The organism is Oceanimonas baumannii (assembly GCF_002245495.1).
GTDB lineage: Bacteria > Pseudomonadota > Gammaproteobacteria > Enterobacterales > Aeromonadaceae > Oceanimonas > Oceanimonas baumannii.
Genome location: NZ_NQJF01000051.1, coordinates 1 through 1,056, shown reverse-complemented (window position 1 = coordinate 1,056; position 1,056 = coordinate 1). Strand labels below are relative to the sequence as shown.

General features: G+C 57.7%; 2 protein-coding genes and 1 pseudogene. 1 reads left to right on the top strand and 2 read right to left on the bottom strand.

From position 1 onward, the window contains the following. Positions 1-158 precede the first annotated feature (158 nt). The gene (locus B6S09_RS18710) at positions 159-422 is read right to left on the bottom strand and encodes a hypothetical protein (RefSeq protein WP_244900118.1); all 264 of its coding nucleotides are present in this window, start codon (positions 420-422) and stop codon (positions 159-161) included. Here B6S09_RS18710 and B6S09_RS18585 point away from each other — a divergent pair. Beyond that, a pseudogene (locus B6S09_RS18585) lies at positions 321-775 on the top strand (GGDEF domain-containing protein). The gene B6S09_RS18710 and the pseudogene B6S09_RS18585 overlap by 102 nt on opposite strands. A gap of 63 nt (positions 776-838) precedes the next feature. Here the strand turns inward: B6S09_RS18585 and B6S09_RS18880 are convergent. Further along, a partial coding sequence (locus tag B6S09_RS18880) for a hypothetical protein (protein ID WP_211281098.1) occupies positions 839-1,056 on the bottom strand: 218 nt, incomplete at its 5' end.

Here is a 1,056-nt window from a genome sequence, read left to right as displayed (position 1 = left end):
AGATGTGTATAAGAGACAGGTCGATGATGTCCATGAACAACGTATCCATTGGCGGGCCGCGCTTTGTGTTGGCCGGCTGGCTGGCGCAGGCGCTGGGTGTCGCCATCGGGTGGTGGTGGGTGGCACCGGGTTTTATCGCCATGACCAGCTAGGCCCAGCTATACGCCTGCCTGCCGATCCTGATGCTGTATCCATTGGTGCTCGGTTGGATCTGCTATCGACAGGCTCAGAACTTGTCCCGGCACAAGCGCGAACTGCTGGCCCTGAGCCGTACTGACAGCTTGTCCGGCCTGCTCAACCACGGTGCGTGGAAAGATCAGTTGGAAATCGAGTTCCAGCGTTGTCGCGATGAACAGCGGGGCGCGGTGATTGCTCTGATCGACATCGACCACTTCAAACTTATCAATGACACCTACGGCCACGTGCCGGCGACATCGTGTTGCGCCAGCTCAGCAAGGTACTGCGCCAGAACCTGCGCAGCACCGACCAGGCGGGGCGATATGGCGGCGATGAATTCTGCGTGATCCTGTCGGACATGCCGCTCAACCGTGCCACGCAAGCTATGGATGCGCTGCGTGATCGCTTCAATGCGCTGACCTACGACCAAAACCCGACCCTGCGCGCCAGCCTGAGCATTGGCCTGGCGCCCTATCAACCGGGGCACGCCGACTCCATCAGTTGGCTCAACGACGCCGACCTGGCGTTGTACCAGGCCAAAAGCGGCGGGCGTAACCGCGTCAGCGCAGCGCAGGGGACTTGGTTGCGGTCGGTTTAGTGGGGGGAGAGTGTGGTAATGAACGCTCGCCACAGGAGTGGGTTGTGAGAGGGATTGGTGGTGTTACCACGTTGACTGGTCTTCAAGGCTGGCTTTTTGGAGGTCGTCTTTCCAGACTTCGTTGGCGAGCCTATAAATATCGGCGAAGAAGCCTCGTGGGTTGGCGATTTCTGTTTCATTCCAGGCCATAGTTATATATTCGTCGTAATCGCTTTCGAATGGTTTCGAGAAGTCAAACTCGGGGTTGTCTAATGCATCACGTCTGTCTCTTATACACATCT